The sequence below is a fragment of the Micromonospora sp. NBC_01655 genome, from assembly GCF_026339755.1.
Classification (GTDB): Bacteria; Actinomycetota; Actinomycetes; order Mycobacteriales; family Micromonosporaceae; genus Micromonospora.
Genome location: NZ_JAPEQF010000001.1, coordinates 6,570,864 through 6,585,905, shown reverse-complemented (window position 1 = coordinate 6,585,905; position 15,042 = coordinate 6,570,864). Strand labels below are relative to the sequence as shown.

9 protein-coding genes and 1 pseudogene are annotated in these 15,042 nt (G+C 72.9%); 4 read left to right on the top strand and 6 right to left on the bottom strand.

Annotation, left to right across the window (positions count from 1 at the left end):
* The first annotated feature begins 1 nt into the window (after position 1).
* Positions 2-493, top strand: coding sequence for a 5-(carboxyamino)imidazole ribonucleotide mutase (gene purE, locus OOK41_RS28965; protein WP_266267404.1), 492 nt, complete (start codon positions 2-4; stop codon positions 491-493).
* 102 nt (positions 494-595) lie between these two features.
* On the opposite strand, the gene OOK41_RS28960 is transcribed toward purE, so the two are convergent.
* Positions 596-5,521, bottom strand: coding sequence for an SCO7613 C-terminal domain-containing membrane protein (locus OOK41_RS28960; protein ID WP_266267403.1), 4,926 nt, complete (start codon positions 5,519-5,521; stop codon positions 596-598).
* Positions 5,522-5,707: 186 nt separating this feature from the next.
* Complete coding sequence (locus tag OOK41_RS28955; RefSeq protein ID WP_117665645.1) at positions 5,708-7,135, bottom strand: UDP-glucose/GDP-mannose dehydrogenase family protein; 1,428 nt, start codon at positions 7,133-7,135, stop codon at positions 5,708-5,710.
* 245 nt (positions 7,136-7,380) lie between these two features.
* On the opposite strand from OOK41_RS28955, the gene OOK41_RS28950 reads away from it, so the two are divergent.
* On the top strand, positions 7,381-8,550 hold the full coding sequence (locus OOK41_RS28950) for an acyl-CoA dehydrogenase family protein (protein ID WP_266267402.1): 1,170 nt from the start codon (positions 7,381-7,383) through the stop codon (positions 8,548-8,550).
* A 251-nt stretch (positions 8,551-8,801) separates the two neighbouring features.
* Here the strand turns inward: OOK41_RS28950 and nshR are convergent, their stop codons facing one another.
* The gene (nshR, locus tag OOK41_RS28945) at positions 8,802-9,605 is read right to left on the bottom strand and encodes an NshR/TsnR family 23S rRNA methyltransferase (protein ID WP_117665649.1); all 804 of its coding nucleotides are present in this window, start codon (positions 9,603-9,605) and stop codon (positions 8,802-8,804) included.
* A 27-nt stretch (positions 9,606-9,632) separates the two neighbouring features.
* Here nshR and OOK41_RS28940 point away from each other — a divergent pair.
* Both OOK41_RS28940 and OOK41_RS28935 read left to right on the top strand, forming a co-directional pair.
* A pseudogene (locus OOK41_RS28940) lies at positions 9,633-9,820 on the top strand (transposase); the annotation flags it as partial.
* Positions 9,821-10,640: 820 nt separating this feature from the next.
* Positions 10,641-11,405, top strand: a complete 765-nt coding sequence (locus tag OOK41_RS28935) for an AfsR/SARP family transcriptional regulator (RefSeq protein ID WP_243639141.1) — start codon at positions 10,641-10,643, stop codon at positions 11,403-11,405.
* 15 nt (positions 11,406-11,420) lie between these two features.
* Here OOK41_RS28935 and OOK41_RS28930 read toward each other — a convergent pair whose 3' ends face one another.
* Genes OOK41_RS28930 through OOK41_RS28920 form a run of 3 tightly spaced genes read right to left on the bottom strand, consistent with a single transcriptional unit; the run spans position 11,421 to position 15,029 of the window.
* Positions 11,421-12,641 carry a cytochrome P450 gene (locus tag OOK41_RS28930; protein WP_266267401.1) on the bottom strand — a complete coding sequence of 407 codons (1,221 nt, stop codon included), beginning with the start codon at positions 12,639-12,641 and terminating at the stop codon, positions 11,421-11,423.
* Positions 12,631-13,800, bottom strand: a complete 1,170-nt coding sequence (locus OOK41_RS28925; protein WP_117665655.1) for a cytochrome P450 — start codon at positions 13,798-13,800, stop codon at positions 12,631-12,633. The genes OOK41_RS28930 and OOK41_RS28925 overlap by 11 nt, the downstream gene beginning before the upstream one ends.
* Positions 13,797-15,029 carry a cytochrome P450 gene (locus tag OOK41_RS28920; RefSeq protein WP_266267400.1) on the bottom strand — a complete coding sequence of 411 codons (1,233 nt, stop codon included), beginning with the start codon at positions 15,027-15,029 and terminating at the stop codon, positions 13,797-13,799. The genes OOK41_RS28925 and OOK41_RS28920 overlap by 4 nt, the downstream gene beginning before the upstream one ends.
* Positions 15,030-15,042 lie beyond the last annotated feature (13 nt).

Genomic DNA, 15,042 nt, shown 5'->3' with positions numbered 1-15,042 from the left:
CATGAGCACCGTCGGACTGATCATGGGCAGCGACTCGGACTGGCCGACCATGAACGCCGCCGCCGAGGCGCTGGCCGAGTTCGGGGTCGGCTACGAAGTCGGCGTGGTCTCCGCCCACCGTACCCCGGACAAAATGATCCAGTACGGCCGCACCGCCGCCGACCGGGGACTCAAGGTGATCATCGCCGGGGCCGGCGGGGCCGCCCACCTGCCCGGCATGGTCGCCTCGGTCACCCCGCTGCCGGTGATCGGCGTACCGGTGCCGCTGAAGTACCTCGACGGGATGGACTCGCTGCTGTCCATCGTCCAGATGCCGGCCGGCGTGCCGGTGGCCACCGTGTCGATCGGCAACGCCCGTAACGCCGGGCTGCTCGCCGTCCGTATCCTGGCCGCCGGCGACGAGGAACTGCGGGCGCGCATGGTCGCGTACCAGGAGAGCCTGGAGGAGTTGGTCGCCGAGAAGGAGGCCGCCCTGCACGCCTCCCTCGGCTGACCCCCCGCCGGCCCGGGCTGACCCCCGCCGGCCGCCGGCGCTCACGTTCGTGGCCGGACCACTCGGCCCAACACGGCAGCCACGCCCCAGGGCCCCTCCGTTTTATCGCATGCCGCGCAGGGCGGTCTGGAGCCGTTCCTGGGCGCGGCGGCGGCGCTCGTTGCTCGCGCCGAGGACCAGCAGGACCAGCCCGACCGGGATCAGCACCAGCCACGGGCCGAGGCTGAACAGCGCGTGCACCGCCGTGATCGCGGTGACGGCCGCCCCGACGATCACCGGGGCCTGCTGCTGGCTGGTGGTGCCGAAGATCAGCACCGCCACCGCGCCGAGCAGCAGCAGCACCTGGCGCAGCATGCTGGAGTCGGTGGCCAGCACGATCGCCAGGGTCGGCACGAACGCGGCGACCAGCGCGGGCCCGTACGCCACCCAGCTCGGCAGGTCCGGCCGGTGCCGCAACTCCAGCACCCCGACCAGCAGGGCCAGCGCCGCGAACGGCAGCGTGTAGGCCTCCGGCAGCGCCACGTCGGCGACCCGCATCAGGATCCACCAGGCGACGATCTCGCAGAACACCACCGCCCAGAACAGGATCTGCCGCTCCACCGGCCGACGGTTTGGCCGGGCGGCGGCCACCCCGAGCACGGCACCCCAGGCGGCCAGCAGCGCGGCGATGTGCCGGGGCGAGTCGAAGGCCAGCGCCAGGGCGATCAGCGCGGCAGCGTACCCGCTCCACTCCACCGTGGCCGCCTCGCGCTGCGCCTCGGGGCGGCGCAGCCGGGGCAGGGTCGCGGCGAACACCTGTAGGGCTGCCCCGACCGCCAGCACCCCGAACGCGGACCAGACCGCGGCCAGCCCGGCGACCAGGCCGGCGACGAGGACGAACAGTTGCGCCATCAGCGAGGCGAACAGCCAGCCCAGGATGCGGGCCCGCTGCGTGGTGCCGTACAGGGCGGCGACGGTGCCGACGCCCACCGCCCCGCCCAGGGTGAACAGGGTCAGCTCCCGGGTGGCCAAGCTGCCCAGCAGCCCGGCCCCGCCGCCGGCCAGCCCGATGACGAAGACCAGCACCCGGGCGGTGCGCAGCGACCGGGCCCGCTCCGCCAGCGGCGGGGGTGGGGTGAGCGCCAGCCCCAGCATCGAGATGGTGAACACCGACAGCGCCGCCAGCGTGCTCACCGGCCAGCCGTGGCCGAGGGCGGCCGGGGTGATCAGCAGGGTCACCGCCGCGCCGGGCAGCACCACCGGCACGGCCCGGGACCGCCGCCCGCCGCTGAACCCGACGGCGGCCAGCGCCGCGGTCACGGTGAGCAGCAGCGCGGTCAGCACGTGCGTCGGGTCGACCGCGCCGGCGGGCGGGATGATCAGCTCCGGCGGCGGCCCCTGCCACACCCGGCCCAGCGACCGGTACGGCTCGACCAGCGCCACCTTGAGCGTGGGGGCGAGCGAGGCCACGGCCAGCGCGGTCGGCAGCGCGGCGGCGGCCAGCGCCCCGGCCGCCGGGCTGACCCGCCAGCGCACCGCCGCCGGATCGTCGTCGGGCGCCCGGCGCAGGGCGCCGTCGAGCAGCACCGACCAGCGCCGGATCGGCTGGGCCGAGCCGGCCGGTGGCACGGTGGCGGCGCGGACCAGTTCGGCGAGCACCCCGAGCAGCGCGCCGGCCGCGGCGTACACACCGGCGGGCAGGCCGGCCACGATCGCGGCGACCGCGCTGACCGTCGCGCCGCCCACCACGGCCGCGCTGGCGTACGGGAGGTACTGCGGCACCTGCCGGCGGACCGCGGCGACCGCGGCCAGGCCCAGGCTGGACGCGGCCAGCGCGGCGGTTAGCACCACCTCGGGCGACCGGCCGAACTCGGCGGCCAGGGCGGCCACCGCGCCGGGCGACGCGAGCAGCGCGGCCCCGGCGGCGGCCCCACCGATCTGCACCAGGTGCGGCGGCATCCCCTCGGTGTCGACGTCCTCGACCAGCGGGGCGGCGAACACCCGGGCCAGGGCGGCCACGACGACGCCGATCAGCGCGATGCCGCCCAGCGCCAGCGCGGTCGTCCATGGCCGGACCAGCCCGGCACCGGCGGCGTGCAGGGCGACCACCCCGGCCACCGTGGCCCGGGACAGCCCGGCGCGCGGGTCGATCGAGGCCGCCGCGGCCGTGCCGAAGGCCGTGGCGACGGCCAGGCCGACCAACACCGGCGACCACCAGGGCAGGTCGAAGGCGGCCGGCGCCCCGATGGTGGCCAGGACGGCGGCGGCGCCCGAGACGTCGTACCTCCAGGGGGTCGGCAGCAGCACCCCGGCCGCGACGCCGAGCAGCGCCAGCGCGACGGGCGCCTGCCAGGTGGACCCGCCGACCGGCGCGGCCGGCCACCCGGACAGGTCGCCGGCCCAGATCGGGCCCGGGGTGGCCAGCACGCCCCACCCGCCGCGCAGGGCGCTCCAGCCCGCGAGCAGCCCGATCAGGGTGCCGCCGACGGCGAGTCCGAGGATCGGCCCGCGCCGCCACTGTTCGGGCATCGCCCGGGCCGCGACGGCGACCACCGCCACGAGCGCGGCGGCCACCACGAGCTGCCCGCCCGGGGTGAGCACCGCCCCGATCCGTACCAGGGTGGCGATCAGCGCCGCGGTGACCGCGGCGGAGGCCAGGTCGGAGCCGTCCAGGGCCAGGTCGGAGCGGCGTCCCGCGTCGATCGACGGGGCCAGGAAGACCAGCACCCCCGCCACGAACAGCAGCCCGCCCACCCAGGCGTCCGCGACGGTGGCCCCGGGCGCGCCGAACGCGGCGGCGGTCACCGCCAGCGCCCCGAGCCCGGTGCCCACGGCCAGCGGCGTCGGGATGTGCCGCTCGGACACCTGCACCAGGGCGGCGTACCCGAGGGTGACACAGACCGCCAGGAAGCTCGCCGCCAGCACCGGCACGGTGGCCTCGCGCAGGCTCGCCGGGGTCGGCGTCGGGTCGGTCGGCACGGTCGCGGCGACGAACGCGGCCACCGCGCCGGGCAGGGCGAACGCCGCGCCACCGGCGGCCCAGGCGGAGACGACGCCTCCCGTGGCGGGGGTGATCCGGATCCGGGGTGCCACCGCGACCAGCGCGCCGGCCAGGAAGAGGGCGAGCAGCACGGCGGCGGTCAGCGCCGGCCGGGCCAGCCCGGCGCCCGCGCCGAGCAGGCCCACCACGGCGGCGGCGACCGCGTGCACGGTGGCGGCCCGCGTCGTGGCGGCGGTCAGCCCGGCCGCGCCGATGCCGATGGCGGCCAGCACCATCGGCCACGGCGCCGCCGCCCAGCCCAGGGCGAACGACGCCGGCACGGCGAGCGCGGTCAGCGCCGCCCCGGCGACCGCGAACTCGCGGCGGATCTCCGGCGGCAGGGCCAGCACCGCGGCGATGGTGAGCAGGAAGGCGCTGGCGGCGAGCTGCCAGGCCGCCGGTCCGACCGAGGCGGCCAGCTCGGCCGGGTAGTGGGCGAGGTCCGCGGCCCAGGCCGGGGTGGCGGCCTGGGCCGGGGCCAGCCCGGCGCGCAGCGCGCCGCCGGCCACCACCAGGCCGCTGACCGTGAGCGCCGCGGCCGAAGCGAGCTGCGGCCCGCGCCGGGCGGCTTCCGGTACGGCCCGCACGGCCAGCCCGGTGAGGGTGATGACGGCGGCGATCAGCAGCAGGGCCCGGCCGGGGAAGGCCACCGAGGCGACCCGCCCCAGCGCACCGATCACCGCGAGGGTGAGGATGCCGGTGGCCACGTCGGGCAGCGGCGGGCGGCGCAGCACCAGCGCCCCGCCCAGCCCCACCAGCGCGGCCAGCAGCAGCACCGTGCCCGCTCCGGCCGCCGGCGGCACCGTGCCGGCGCGCAGCAGCGCGGTCACCGCGTACGCGAGGGCCAGCGCCACCGCCGCGGCGTGCAACAGCCAGGTCAGCGCGCCCAGCCCCGGAACCGGCCGGGCCGGCGGGGCGGCGACGGACGCGTCACCGGTGCCGTCGAGCACCTCGCCGGACTCCTCCGGGGCGCCCTCCGGCCGGCCGTCCTCCTCGGACCGGCGGGGCGGCGGGGCGGTGGCGGCGGTGGCCGGCGGGGCCGGGGGCGTCGGCAGGTCCTCGCGCACCGGCCGCTCGACAGTGACCGGGGAGCGGGCCAGCGCCAGGTCCACGACGGCGACCACGGTCAGCACCAGCGCCCAGCCGGCCGGCCCGGTGACCCACCCGTACGCCAGCAGCGGCAGCACCGGCTGCGCGGCCAGCACGGCGGCGAAGCGGGGCGCGCGCAGCCCCGTCCAGAACGCGTAGCCGAACCCGACGGCGCTGGTGACCGCGAAGATCAACCCGGCGACGACCGCCCCGGACACGCCCCCGCCGCCGATCCGGTCCACCGCCCACAGCGCGTACCCGGCCAGCGGCACCAGCAGCAGGCCGACGGCGGCGATCGTCTCGGCGGTCGAGGTGAGGCCGCGCCGGGCCAGCACCGGCGGGGCGAGCAGCAGCAGCACCGTCGCGACGAGCAGGATGCCCAGCCGGGACAGGGCGTCCATCGAGCTGGTGGCCACCGCGGCGAAGACCACCGCGGCCACGGCGAGCAGCAGCGCGCCCAGCCCGAGGGGGATGTTCTGCACCTCCCGCGAGGACGCCTCCGGCGGGTGCTCGGGGTTGTCGGCGTCCAGCCAACGGGCCGACGACGACGGCGGGGGCGGATCCTGCGGTCCGGGCGGCGCGGCACCCTGCCGGGGCACCCGGGGCGGCGCCCCGGCGGTGGCGGTGGGCGGGCGGCGACCGGCCCGGCGGCGCAGCACCCGCCGGGGACGGGTGGCCTGCTTGATCCGCTCCTCACCGGCGTGCGCGAGGATGTCCCGCTGGAAGAGCGCGGCCTGCATCTTCGCGGCGATCTGCCGCTGCTCGGCGGCGATGGCGGCCTCGCGGACCTTCATCTCCGCGATCGAGCGCTCGACGTCGGCCAGGTGTCCGGCCCACTGGGGCTGGTGCGCGCCGCAGTGCGGGCACTGGGCGGCCGGCTTGATCTCCCGGCCGCACGAGGAGCACTGAAAGGTCTGCACGACACCCCTCCACCCGCTGGCCCGCACTGTGGATTCCCACTGTCGCAGCATGCCCTGAGCCGGCGCGGATTTCGACACCTGTCGGCGGGTTGACGCTGACGAACAACGCACGGCCGGCCACGGCGGGGTGCCGCGGCCGGCCGTCGCAGGTGGCTGAGGTGGAGCGGTTCGCCGGTGGCGGGCGGGTCAGGGGCGGCCCATGCCCCGGTACTCCCAGCCGGCCTGCGTCCACAGTGTCGAGTCGAGGCAGTTGCGGCCGTCGACCACCCGGCGGCCGGCGACCAGCTCGCCGAGGGCGACCGGGTCGGCGTTGCGGAAGTCGGCCCACTCGGTGAGCACACAGACCAGGTCCGCCCCGGTCACCGCGTCGGCCATGCTGGACTCGTACGTCAGCTCGGGGGCCACCCGGCGGGCGTTCTCGGTGCCCTGCGGGTCGTACACGTGCACGTCCGCCCCGGCCTTGCCGAGCAGCCCGGCGACGGCGAGCGCCGGGGCGTCGCGGACGTCGTCGGTGTTGGGCTTGAAGGTCGCGCCGAGCACGGCGACCCGGGTGCCGGACAGGTCCGGCCCGGCCGGCCCGGAGCGGCGGCCGAGCAGCTCGGCGGCGAGCCCGACGACCCGGGTCCGGCGGCGCAGGTTGATCAGGTCGACCTCGTGCAGGAAACGCAGCGCCTCGCCGGCGCCCAACTCCTGGGCGCGGGCCTGGAAGGCGCGGATGTCCTTGGGCAGGCAGGCCCCGCCGAAGCCGAGCCCGGCCTGGAGGAACCGGTTGCCGATCCGGGGGTCGTACCCGATGGCGCGGGCGAGCTGGGTGACGTCGCCGCCGGAGGCCTCGCAGACCTCGGCCATCGCGTTGATGAACGAGATCTTGGTGGCCAGGAAGGCGTTCGCGGCGACCTTGACCAGCTCGGCGGTGGCGAAGTCGGTGGCCACCAGCGGGACCTCCCGGTCCTCCGTGGCGGCCAGGTCGAAGACGCCCTTGTGGGCGGCGTAGAGCATGCCGTTGGCCCACTCGCTCTTGACGCCCACCACGATCCGGTTGGGGCGCAGCACGTCGTCGACGGCGAAGCCCTCCTGGAGGAACTCCGGGCTCCACGCCACCTCGACCCCGAGGTCGGCCGGGGTGTGCTTGCCGACGAGCTGCTCCACCCACTCGGCGGTGCCCACCGGGACGGTGGACTTGCCGACGATCAGCGCCTTGCGGGTCAGGTGCTGGGCCAGGCTGGTCACCGACGCCTCGACGTACGACAGGTCGGCGCCCATCCCGTCGGCCCGCTGCGGGGTCCCCACGCAGATGAAGTGCACGTCACCGAACTCGGCGGTCTCGGCGATGTCGGTGCTGAACCGCAGCCGGCCGGCGGCCAGGTTGCGCCGCAGCAACTCGTCGAGGCCGGGCTCGTGGATCGGCACCTTGCCGGCGTTCAGCTTGGCGATCTTGTCAGCGTCGACGTCGTAGCCGAGCACCTCGTAGCCGAGTTCGGCGTAGCAGATGGCGTACGTCGCACCGAGGTACCCGGTGCCGAGGAAGGTGACCCGGGGCCGGGCCGCGCCCGACGGCGGTGTCACCGCGGCGATGGCTGGCATCGGTTGGGTGTTCGGGTACGGGATCGTCACGCCTGTCTTCTCCGCTCGCGCTGGCGGCGCTTCCTCGCGTCGCAATCGGCTGCGGCGCCTGGCCCGGCACCGAAGGGAATTGTGTCGTTTTGTGCTCACCGTGCCGCATCGACGCCTCCGTCAGGCCCGAGCCTACGCGGCGGTAAGGATCACCCGAGCGCTGGTGGCTATCCTTCAGTCTGCGCCGTCGGCGGTTCCGAGACGCTACAGACTGCGCATGATAGCGGTGAAGGGGAGGGGCCGACATGGCCGCAGAACAGTCGTTCGACGTCTACCGGTTGCCCGAGGAGCACGGGGCGATCCGCGAGGCGGTGCGTGAGGTCTGCGCGGCGAAGGTGGCGCCGCACGCAGCCGAGGCGGACGAGACGGGCGAGTTCCCGAAGGCGTCCTACGACGCGCTCCGCTCGGCCGACTTCCACGCCCCGCACATCCCCGTCGAGTACGGCGGCGCCGGCGCGGACGCCCTGGCCACGGCCATCGTGATCGAGGAGGTGGCCCGGGCCTGCGCCTCGTCGTCACTGATCCCGGCGGTGAACAAGCTGGGCACCATGCCGCTGATCCTGGCCGGCTCCGAGGAACTCAGGCGCAGGTACCTCACCCCGGTCGCCGCCGGGGAGGCGATGTTCTCGTACTGCCTCTCCGAGCCGGAGGCCGGCAGCGACGCGGCCTCGATGACCACCAGGGCGGTCCGCGACGGCGACCACTGGGTGCTCAACGGGGTGAAGCGGTGGATCACCAACGCGGGTGTCTCGGAGTACTACACCGTCTTCGCCGTGACCGATCCCACAGCCCGGTCGAGGGGCATCTCCGCGTTCGTCGTCGAGAAGTCCGACCCGGGGGTCAGCTTCGGCGCCCCGGAGAAGAAGCTCGGCGTCAAGGGTTCGCCGACCCGCGAGGTCTACCTCGACAACGTCCGCATCCCGGCCGACCGGATGATCGGCGCCGAGGGCACCGGCTTCACCACCGCGATGAAGACCCTGGACCACACCCGGGTCACCATCGCCGCGCAGGCCGTCGGCATCGCCCAGGGTGCGCTCGACTACGCCAAGGGGTACGTCCGCGAGCGCAGGCAGTTCGGCAGGCCGGTCGCCGAGTTCCAGGGCATCCAGTTCATGCTCGCCGACATGGGCATGAAACTGGAGGCGGCCCGACAGCTCACGTACACGGCAGCCGGCAAGTCCGAGCGGGGCGACGCCGACCTGACCTACTTCGGCGCGGCGGCCAAGTGCTTCGCCTCGGACGCCGCCATGGAGATCACCACCGACGCGGTGCAGCTCCTCGGCGGCTACGGCTACACCCGCGACTACCCGGTCGAGCGGATGATGCGGGACGCCAAGATCACCCAGATCTACGAGGGCACCAACCAGGTTCAGCGCATCGTGATGGCCCGTGAGCTGCTCAAGGGCCTCGCGTAGCCCGTCTTCGCCTTCGAACGCGCCCAGGTCTTCGGCAACGAGGACCTGGGCGTCGCACACGCGGCGCGGGCATCCGGCCAGCCAGCCGATCGTCAGCGCTCCAAGCTGACGGCAGCGGCGATGCTGTGACGGTCGTACGACTCGGCGCCGGCAACCGCTCGCCGCAGGCTCCTCGGAAGGGGAGAGCCTGCGGCGGTTCGGAGGCCGGGCGGCCGGTGTCGTCGCGGTAGCGCGGTCGGCTACCGCTCGGCTCAACGGGAGATGTTGCGGGCGACCCGTTCGTACAGCGCGATACCGGCGGAGACGGAGACGTTGAGTGACTCGGCGGCGGGATTGATGGGAATCGATACCGAGCCGGCCGAGATTTCCTCGAAGTCGCTCGACGTGCCGGTCTTCTCGCTGCCGAACAGGAGTGCCAACCGCTCGTCGACGTTGCGGAGATCGCTGACGGCAAACTTCCCGTCGGCATCGAAGGCCATCAGTCGCATGTCCTTGCTCCGGAAGTAGTCGACTGCCTCCGCCCGTGACGCGAGAATGACGGGCAGCGAGAAGACATATCCCCGGCTCGCCCTGACCAGCCGGCGATCCGCGATGCTGACAAGATCACTGTCTACGAGCACGATGCCCGCGGCGCCGAGCGCGAACGACGTCCGCACGATGGCCCCGATGTTACCGACGATCTTCACGCCATCAAGGACGATGACATCGCCGGTCGAGCGGGCCAGATCGTTCAGGCCCCACGGCCTCGGCACCCGGGCGATGCCGAATGTCTTGGGTATCTTGTCGGTCTTGAAAATCTGTTTCACGATCGACGATTCGATCAGCCGGACCGGAATGTTCCGCTGCCGACAAGCGGTGAGAAGCGCATCCGGCAAGGGATTGGTTTCGTTCCCGTATACCTCGACAAACTCCACGCCCGCGCGAATGCACTGCACGAGAGGCTCGGCGTCCTCAATCAGCGCCGTCCGAACAACGGACCTCGAGTGCTTTGTGACGTCGATGATTCTCTGAACGGCGGGATCGGACCTCGTGGTGATTATGTCGAGGTTGGGCACGCGCAGACTTTAGCACGGGGAACAAACCTCCTCCTGGCCGGCGACCTGGCCACGGCCGAGCCGAGGAAGCTGCGCTACCGGCTACTGCGCGTCCCGCCAAGATCACCCGATCCGCACGCCGCACCTACCTACGCATCGCTGCGACCTGGCCATGGGCCGCCACCCCCGCCGCCGCGTTCGGCCGTCTGGCCGCGCTGCCCCGACCCCTCACCTGACATCCCACCCGAGCACCACGAGCAGCCCGGAGGAACCCGGTCACCCGCGCCGGGTCATCAGCACGCCCACCGGCAGGACAACCAACCAGAAGATCAACTACTCGGCACGACGATCCCGATCAACAGTTGGCGAAAGACCGAGGTCGGCGAAGTCGAAGGGGCGGGGGCCTCCGGGGTGGCGCCCGGCGCCCGAACACCGACGGGTGCGTCGCGACGGCCGCCGTGGAGTCACCTCCCGCTGTTGCCCAGACACGCGCAGCCACGTTAGCGTGTCGCCCGGGCACGCGTAGCCACGTTCGCGTCGACCGGGGAGGAGCACGAAAGAGTCGGTTGCTAGACACTTCGATGCGACGGCTCCCCGTCCTGTCGGTGGGGACAGGGCTTCGCGATGGCCGGCCAGGGGGTGGGGGTGGTCGGTCGACCAGGCTGACTGGTGCGGCTCCTCCGGACGGGTGCGACCAGTGAAGAGTCCCGGTTCGGGGGCTGTGCGTACCGCTCCCGGGGGTCGGCCGCCGACGGGCCGCCGACCTGCGCCCGGACCCCGCGGACACTGCGGACAGTGACGGCCGCCGCCAATCTGCGAGTCAATGTGGATCGTGAGTCTCAGTTATGCTCTGTTCAGTCGTGCTATGGGCTGCCAGTTTCAGTGCCGTGCGGAACATGCTGCCCTGCCATGCAATTAATAGGGGGACGAACGTTGCGTATCGCAATCCTTGGCCCGCTCGCCGCCACTCATCACAACCGACCCATCGCGCCGACAGCAGCCAAGCCCCGCACAGTGCTCGCCGTATTGGCCGCGCACACTAATGATGTTGTCCCCATGAATGTGCTGATCTCCGAGTTATGGCAGGGGTCGCCGCCCCGCAACGCCCGCACCACGACCCAGACCTACATTCTCAGCCTTCGCAAGCTGATCGACGCCGCCGCGCGGCACGCGGGTGTGGCGGACGACGCCAAGAAGGTCCTCGTGACCACGTCCGCCGGCTACCAGCTACGGGTGCCGGCTGACTCCGTCGACGCCAGCCACTTCGAGCGACTCGCCAACGTGGGACACCGTGCCCGGGAGCGGCAAGACTACGCCGCGACGGCCCGCGCGTTCGCCGAGGCGCTGAGCTGGTGGCGGGGCCCGGCCCTGGTGGACGTTCAGGCGGGCCGACGGCTGCGGATATACGCTCAGCGCCTCAGCGAGATTCGGCTCAACGCCCTCGACTGTCGGATCGAGGCCGACCTGCGCCTCGGTCGCCACCACGAGCTGCTCGGTGAGCTCTCCGCGGTGACCGCGCAGCACCCCACCCACGAGGGCCTGGTGGCTCATCTCATGCTCGCGCTCTACCGGTCGGGACGACGGTGCGAGGCACTGGAGGCGTACCAGCGGCTCCGGACTGGACTCACCGAGAAGCTCGGTCTCGAGCCGGCGCCGGCCCTACGTCGCCTGCACCGCTCGATGCTCAGCGCCGACCAGGCGACGACGGACCTGACCGAGACGTGGCAGGCGACGCACGCGGTGCCGCGGCGGGCAGTGCCGCAGCCGAGGATCCCCGCCGACGTGGCGGCGATGCCGTGGTCGGCGTCGCTACCGAACTAGCCGCCCGCTGTCCACTCAGCGGTCGCCGCCGGTGACGTCCATCCGGTAGGGCAGGGCGTGCACCGCCCGGGCGAAGCCGTCGTCGGTCACCCGGAAGCCGGAGACGTCCGGGTGCACGTCCCGCCGGCCGACCAGCCCGGCCAGGCCAGCCACGACCTGCATGCGTGCACTGGCGGCGCCGAGACAGTAGTGCGCGCCCTTGCCGAAGGTGATGTTGACGCTACGGCTGCGACCGGGGCAGAAGCTGGTCGGCTCCGGCACCCGATCGGGGTCGAGATTGACCGCGGTTATGTCGACGACGACCGCGTCGCGTGGTCGAAGCCGTACGCCCAGGCAGTCGCAGTCCGTCGTCACCCAGCCATAGACACCGAGGAACGGCGGCGACAACCGCATGGCCTCCTCGGCGACATCCGTCAGCTCGATCCCGCCTGCCCTGGCCGAGGCCAGCAGCGCCCGGTCGCCGTAGAGCGCGTGACAGGCCACGCCGATCCCGGTGGTGACCTGGGGGACTCCGGCCGCCAGCAGTTGGGCGACCGTCGCCACGTCCGCCCACGGATCCGGGCCCTCCGCCTCGGCGTACGTCCGCAGGCAGGCCGCCAGCGGCGTGGCCGCCGGCGCGGCAGTCAACTCCTCCACGGTTTGCCGCAGGTAACGCATCGCGGCGGCGAACGCCGCTGTGGTCTGCTCGGGCAGGTCGAGCACGCCGCGGAAGCGGGCGCGGATGACGTACATGACGATCTTGTAGATCTTGGCCAGCGCCGGCCATCGGGATGGCGGGAAGCCCATCAGTCGGAACGTGCCGTCCAGGCAGAACGGCTCGATGAACTCCGCGACCAGGTCACCCGCCGGCGGCAGGGCCGCCGCTCGGGCGGTGGCCAGGTCGACGAACGCGTCGACGAACTCGCCCACCGCGGATGGTGCGTACGCTCGACGCAGCGCCCGACTGAACGTCGGGTGGTTGGCGCCGCGGTGGTACCACAGCTCGAAGAACTGGGCCACGGACGGGACGTCGGCCACCCCGGGCAGCGGGATCCCGGCCCGCTCGGGGTCCAGCGCCGTGCCGATGTGCGGGTCGCGCAGGACGGTGTCGGCGAGGTCGTGGCTGCGCACCACCCACTGGCGGGTGTCGGGGCGCCAGTGCAGACCCGGCGGGAGCGGCTCGCCGGTCGGCCCCAGTCCGGTGGTCACCAGCGGTTCGCCGGGAAGGACGGTGGCCGCGCCCGGCTCAGTCGACATTCTCGTCCCCGATCCGGTACGGGATACTGCGTACCTCTTTGAGGTTGTTGTGGGTGTCGATCCGTGTGCCGGCGACGTCGATCCGCAGCTCGGGTCGGCCGTGGACCAGCTGGCGTACCCCCGCCGCGATCTGGATCCGCGCGCTGTGCGCACCCAGGCAGTAGTGCGTGCCCTTGCCGAAGGTGAGCACCTCACTGGGGCGGACGGGGCAGCCGTGGGCCGGGTCGGCGGCGGCGGTCCGCTGTAGGTTCACCACGGCCACGTCGATCGCCACGATCGTGCCGGCGGGCAGCGGCAGCCCCAGGCAGTCGCACGGTTCGCTGACGAAGCGGAAGATGTTGCCGAACGGCGGGTTCTGGCGCAGCACCTCCTCGGCCAGGTCGGTCGGTTCGACGGTCTCGCGCAGGATCGCGTCGCGCAGGTGCGGCGCGGACCAGATGTCCCGGCAGGCGATGCTCGACCCGACGATCATCGGCTCGATGCCGGCCATGAGCAGTTGCCCGACCAAGGCGGCGATCGGCCAGGTGCTGGGGTCGATCCGCGCCAGTTGACGGGCGGCCAGGAGGAACGGCTCCTCGCCCGGACCGGTGAGCAGCTGGTCGGTCAGGTGCTTCAGGTAGCGCATCGACGTCGCGAAGGCGGACGCCTCCCGCGGGCCGTACTCGGTGACCCCCAGCAGCTGCTGCTTGAACAGGTGGATGACCAACCGGGCGACCTTGGTCAGCCGGGGCCACTCCGCCTCGGGCACTCCGATGACGAGGAAGGTGCTGTGCATGAAGTACGGCGAGAGGTAGTCGCGGGCCAGGTCGCCCCGGGGCGGCATGGCCGTCACACACCGGTCGGCCAGATCGAGGAAGGCCGCTTCGAAGCTGCCGACCGTCCGGGCCGTGAACGCCCGGCGCAGCTCGGTGTTGAAGACGTGGTAATGCTCGCCGACGGTGTACCAGAGCTCGAAGAACTGGGTGATCGTGGGCGCCTGACCGGGTGGCGGCAGGGCACCCGCCCGGTCCGACTTGCCGTGGTCGACCCCGGTGATGATGTGCGGGTCGCGCAGGACGATCTCCGCCAGGCGCGGGTCGCGGACCTTCAACCGGCTGCGGTCGGCGTCCCACTGCAGCCCGGCGGGAAGGTCCGCGGTGGCGAGCGGCGACGTGGTCATCGCACCGTCCCTGCGGTCGTGACCGGCAGCTCACGTGGGTAGTACGTGAACAGGTTGCTCGACAGGACCACGTCGGACAGCTCGCCGTCGGGGCGCAGGCCGGGGAAGCGGGCCAGGATGCGGGAGATCCCCTCCTGCATCTCGGCCCGCGCCAGCGCCGCACCCAGGCAGTAGTGTGGCCCGTGGCTGAACGCGATCTGGCTGGTGGCCGACGGGCGGGTCAGGTCAAGTACATCGGCGTCCACCCCGAAGACGGACGTGTCCCGGTTGCCCGAGCCGAGCGAGATGAACACCGTCGCGCCGGCGGGGATCGTGACGCCGCCCAGCTCGGTGTCGGCGGTGGCGTACTTCGCGACGGCGAAGCCGGTGCCCATCTGCCCCCAGCGCATCAGCTCCTCCACCGCGTTGCCGATCAGCTCGGGGCGCTCACGCAGCATGGCCAGTTGCGACGGATTGAGGAACAGCGCGAAGAAGGCGTTGCCCAGCTGGACGGCGGTGCTCTCGTAGCCGGCCATGAGCAGGAGGATCACGGTCGAGACGAGTTCCTCGTTGGAGAGCTGCGACTCGTCTTCGTCCTTCAACACGATCAGCTTGCTGAGCAGGTCGTCGCCGAGGGCGCGCCGCTTGCGGGCAATCAGCCTGGCGGCGTACCGGCCGATGCCGCCGAGCGCCTCGCCGAACTCGGCGAACGACGACTGCATGTCCCGACGGGTGAGCTTGGCGGCCAGCTCGGTGAACTCGGGGCGGTTCTCGATCTCGATACCGAGCAGGTCGCAGATCACTCGGATCGGTAGCTGGTAGGCGAAGTCGGTCATCAGGTCGAAGCGATCGCCCCTCGCCGCGATCTCGTCGAGGATCTCTTCGGTGTGCGCGGCGATCCGTGGCCGCATCACGTCCGCCTGGCGCTGGGTGAACGCCTTGGCGACGATGCGGCGCCAGCGGGTGTGGCCGGGCGGTTCGGAGATGGAACCACCGAAGTTGAAGACAGGGCTCGACCGGTCCGCCTGGTATCCGGTGGAGACCCGCGCGGCGCCGTCCCGGTTGATGGTGCGGCTGAAGCTCTGTTCCGTCATCGCGGCGCGGACGTCCTCGTAGCGGGTGACCACCCAGGCCGGGTCGCCGCTGGCCAGCTTGACCGTGGAGACGGGGGCGTGCTCGCGCAGCCAGGCCCACTCCGGCGGCTCCTGGAACGGCCGGGTCCGGGTGAAGGGATAGGTTCGAGCGGTCACATCCATCTGTGTC